Origin of the sequence: Streptomyces sp. NPDC020362 (genome assembly GCF_040642095.1) — a bacterium.
GTDB lineage: Bacteria > Actinomycetota > Actinomycetes > Streptomycetales > Streptomycetaceae > Streptomyces.
Window position 1 is genome coordinate 1 of sequence record NZ_JBFAET010000384.1, and the last position, 3,999, is coordinate 3,999.

Here is a 3,999-nt window from a genome sequence, read left to right on the forward strand (position 1 = left end):
GTGCCGGACGCGAGGCGTCCGGCACCCGGCGTTCCGGTCCTACCGGTGGGATCCGGCCCGGCCGCGCCGGAACAGGACGGTTCCGGCGGCCAGCAGCGCCCCGCTGGCGGCCACGCCGCCGAGCACGCCCGCGGCGCCGGTCTCGGCCATCTGCGGAGTCGTGGACACCACGGGGGTCGGCGCCGCGGGCGGTGTCGACGGCGCGACCGGCGTCGGGGCGGCCGGCGGGGTGGTCTTCGGCGGAGCCGGCGTCTTGGTCGGCGGCGGGGTGGGCGACTCCTCGCCGTAGCCGGGCGGCTGATCGCCGTAGCTCGGGGGCTCCTCGCCGTAGCTCGGCGGCTTGTCCTCGCCGTAGCTGGGCGGCTTGCTCTCGCCGTTGCACCCGCAGGAAGAGCCGTCGCTCGGCTTCGAGGGGGTGGGGGAGGCCGCGACCGCGGTGCTCGGAGTCGCCCGGTGCGCCTTCTTCGTGGTGCTCTGCGCGGTCGCGGAGCTGGAGGCCGGGGCGACGCCGGAGGCCGACGAGTCGTCTCCGAACGTGGGCTCCACGGCGTTCGGCGCACCCAGGACGCCGGCCACCAGGGCGGGCGCGTCCGCTGGCGCAAGCGAACCGGAGTCCGCGGACGCCCATGTGCCGGACAGGGACAGGGCGGTTGTCGCGGCTGCGGCCACGACCAATCCCTTGCTGAGGGTCTGTCGCACTCTCGTTGTCTTTCTCTCAGGGGGAACGGAAAGCCGGCCCCGGAGCCGGATGAAGGGGGCTGCTCCGGAGCCGGAGTGGCACAGGCCCCAGGTCCGTGCCGCTCCGTCGTCACTCGTCCATGCGATCTTGTCGATCACCGTGTTGCGCAGGGTCGTCACCGGGACGGTGGTGCTGCACGCTCACACGCGCCACGACCTGCAGACTGTGAACGAGTTGTGGACGCCCGAAGAAACCCAGACGCAGGAAATGCCGGATAATTCACCCGATCGCCCGCTCCGGTCCGACGGGATCACGCCTCGTACGGCGCCTTGCCCGACGGGATCAAACCCGGTACGGCGCCTTGCCCGACGAGGTCATGCTCCCGTACGGCACTTCGCCCGACGGAATCACACGCCGTACAGTGCCTCGATCTGTTCCGCGTACGCGGCCGCCACCGCGTGCCGCTTGACCTTCATGGACGGGGTCAGCAGCCCGTTCTCCTCGCTGAACTCGCCCTCGACCAGGGCGAAGGTGCGGATCGACTCGGCACGGGAGACGGCCTCGTTGGCGTAGTCCACGGCCCGCTGCACGTCGGCGCGCATCCGCGGGTCCCGGACGACCTCGGACATCGGTGTGTCCGGGGGCAGCCTGCGGACCGACAGCCAGTGGGCGACCGCCTCGGGGTCGAGGGTGACCAGCGCGGCGACGAAGGGGCGCCGGTCGCCGACGACGAGGCACTGGCCGACGGGCGGGCGGCTGCGCAGACGGTCCTCCAGGACGGCCGGGGCGACGTTCTTGCCGCCGGAGGTGACGATGATGTCCTTCTTGCGGCCTGTGATGGTGAGGTAGCCGTCGCCGTCGAGGGCACCGAGGTCGCCGGTGGCGAACCAGCCCCCGGTGAGCACCGCGTCCGTGGCCGCCGGGTTGTTCCAGTACGCCCCGAAGACCACCCCGCCCTTGATGAGGACCTCCCCGTCGTCGGCGATGCGTACCGCGGTGCCGGGGACCGGGAGGCCGACCGTGCCCGGACGCGGCTTCAGCGGCGGCACGATGGTGGCGGCGGCGCTGGTCTCGGTCAGGCCGTAGCCCTCGTAGACGATGATGCCGGCCGCATAGAAGAAGAGGTTGAGGTTGCGGTCCAGCGGGGAACCGCCGCTGATCGCGTAGCGCATCCGGCCGCCGAGTTCCCCGCGGACGCGCCGGTAGACCAGCAGGTCGTACAGCGCCCAGGCGGCGTACAGGCCGATCCCCGGGCCCTTGCCCGTGCCGAGGAACCTGCTCAGGTACGCCTCGCCGAAGCGCACCCCGATGCGGTCCGCGCGGTCGAAGGACGCGCCCCGGCCGATCCTCTCGGCGGTGGCCCGCCCGGTGTCGTGGATCTTCTCGAAGAGGTAGGGCACGCCGACCAGGAAGGTGGGCCGGAACTCCTTGAGCATCGGGCGCAGTTCGTCGGGTCTGACGCTCGGGCAGTGGCCCAGCTCGATCCGGGCCAGCAGACAGGCGATCTGCAGGGTGCGGCCCAGGATGTGGGCGAGCGGAAGGAACAGGAGGGTCGAGGCGACCTGGCCGGTGACCTCCTTGAAGATCGGGTGGAGCAGCTCGACCGTGTTGGCGGCCTCGGCGTACAGGTTGGCGTGGGTGAGCACACAGCCCTTGGGCCGTCCGGTGGTGCCGGAGGTGTAGCAGATCGTGGCCGCCGTGTCGGGCGTCAGAGCCGTACGGCGCTTGGTGACGTCGTCGTCGGGCACGTCCCGGCCGAGGGCCTCCAGTTCGGGCAGCGCCCCGGCGTCGAGCCGCCAGATGCGCGGGGGTTCCGGATGGCCGGCCGTGGCGGCGGTGACCGTCCCGGCGTTCTCGGCGGTCTCGGCGACGACGAAGCGGGCGCCGGAGTCGCGGACGATCCACTCCACCTGCTCGGCGGAGGAGGTGGAGTATATGGGGACGGTCCGGCCGCCGGCGGCCCAGATCGCGAAGTCCAGGACAGTCCACTCGTAGCGGGTGCGGGACATCACGGCGACCCGGCCGCCGGGTTCGAGACCGGCGGCGATCAGCCCCTTGGCCGCCGCGGCCACCTCACGGGCGAAGGCCGCGGCGGTCACCGGGCGCCACACGCCCCCGTCCCGGCGCCGCAGGACCACGGCGCCGGGGGCTTCCTCGGCGTTGGTGAACGGGATGTCGGCGGTGCTGCCGGTGCCGCGGGGCGCCAGGGCAGCGGTGCGCACCTCGCGGACCGTGCCGGTCTCGTCCCTGACCAGCTCGACCTGTGCACGCGCCGCCAGGTCGCCGCGCCGCCGCGCCCGCTTCAGATCCCTGCGTACGCCCATGACGGCTCCCGGTCGCGGCTCGGCTGACGTGCTGCGGTTCGTGCGCTGCGGCCCGCCGCGGCAGCGGCTCATCGGCCTACGTCTGCGAGGTCAACTTACTCACGCGTAGGAAATGGTCAATGGGTCCGGCACGGACGCGTGCGACGGCGGCGACCCGCGTTGCCCCGAATGGGCGGGCCGCTCACCGAGTCCCCGGGATGGCCGTGACGTGTCGTCTGATCAGGGACGATCCAGCGCTCCTGAGGGACGGTCGGGCACGCGGTGCAGGTGATCGGTTGCAGATGGTGGTGGGTGATTTCACGGTGGGCACAAGATCAGACGCACCATCGAAAGGAACCCCCATGCGTGGTCTGTCCGTCCGGCGCATCGCGTCCACCGCACTCTGCGCCGGCCTCCTGGCCGGCGTCACCGGCCCGGCCGCCGTCGCGGCCGACTCCGCCCGGGAGCGCGTCCGTGCGGCGTCCCACGCGCCCGTCCCCGGCGCGGACGCGCTCCTCGTGCAGGTCAAGGTCCTCGCCAACCTCGGAATCGTGCTCACCCCCGTCACCGACCTGCTCAACGCGGTGCTCAAGGCCGACAACGGCCAGCTCCCCGCCGACCAGGCCGCCCAGCTCGTCCAGGCCGCCAAGGACGCCATCGCCAAGGTGACCACGGCGGCGCCGACGGCCTCGGCCTCGCCCTCCACGAACGCCGGCGACGCCAAGGCGCGGGCGGACCTCGCGAGCGACGCGCTCGCCGCGCTCACCAAGGCGCTGGACACCCTCCTGAAGGCCATCACCTCCGGCGACGCGACCCAGGTCGTCCCGGCGGTCACCGGTGTGCTGACGGGCCTCGTCAACTACCTCGCCGCCCTCCTGCTCTCCGGCGGCCTGCCCGTCCCCAACCTGCCCGGACTCCCGAGCCTGCCGACGCTGCCCGGTCTTCCGACGCTGCCCGGCTCGTCCGCCGCGACGTCCTAGCCGCCGTGGCCACGCCCACGCGGCCCGGGCCGTGACG

General features: G+C 72.9%; 3 protein-coding genes. 1 reads left to right on the forward strand and 2 read right to left on the reverse strand.

The genetic code is table 11. The annotated features are described in order from the left end of the window. Window positions 1–39: 39 nt before the first annotated feature. Together AB0H32_RS47235 and AB0H32_RS47240 are read right to left on the reverse strand one after the other, a co-directional pair. A complete protein-coding gene (locus AB0H32_RS47235; RefSeq protein WP_361135583.1) occupies window positions 40–669 on the reverse strand; it encodes a hypothetical protein in 630 nt (209 codons plus the stop codon). A 417-nt stretch (window positions 670–1,086) separates the two neighbouring features. Next, window positions 1,087–3,003: an AMP-dependent synthetase/ligase gene (locus tag AB0H32_RS47240; RefSeq protein ID WP_361135587.1), complete on the reverse strand. Its 1,917-nt coding sequence runs from the start codon at window positions 3,001–3,003 to the stop codon at window positions 1,087–1,089. A gap of 341 nt (window positions 3,004–3,344) precedes the next feature. Here AB0H32_RS47240 and AB0H32_RS47245 point away from each other — a divergent pair, with 341 nt between their 5' ends. Continuing rightward, window positions 3,345–3,962, forward strand: coding sequence for a hypothetical protein (locus AB0H32_RS47245; RefSeq protein WP_361135590.1), 618 nt, complete (start codon window positions 3,345–3,347; stop codon window positions 3,960–3,962). The last annotated feature ends 37 nt before the right edge of the window (window positions 3,963–3,999 follow it).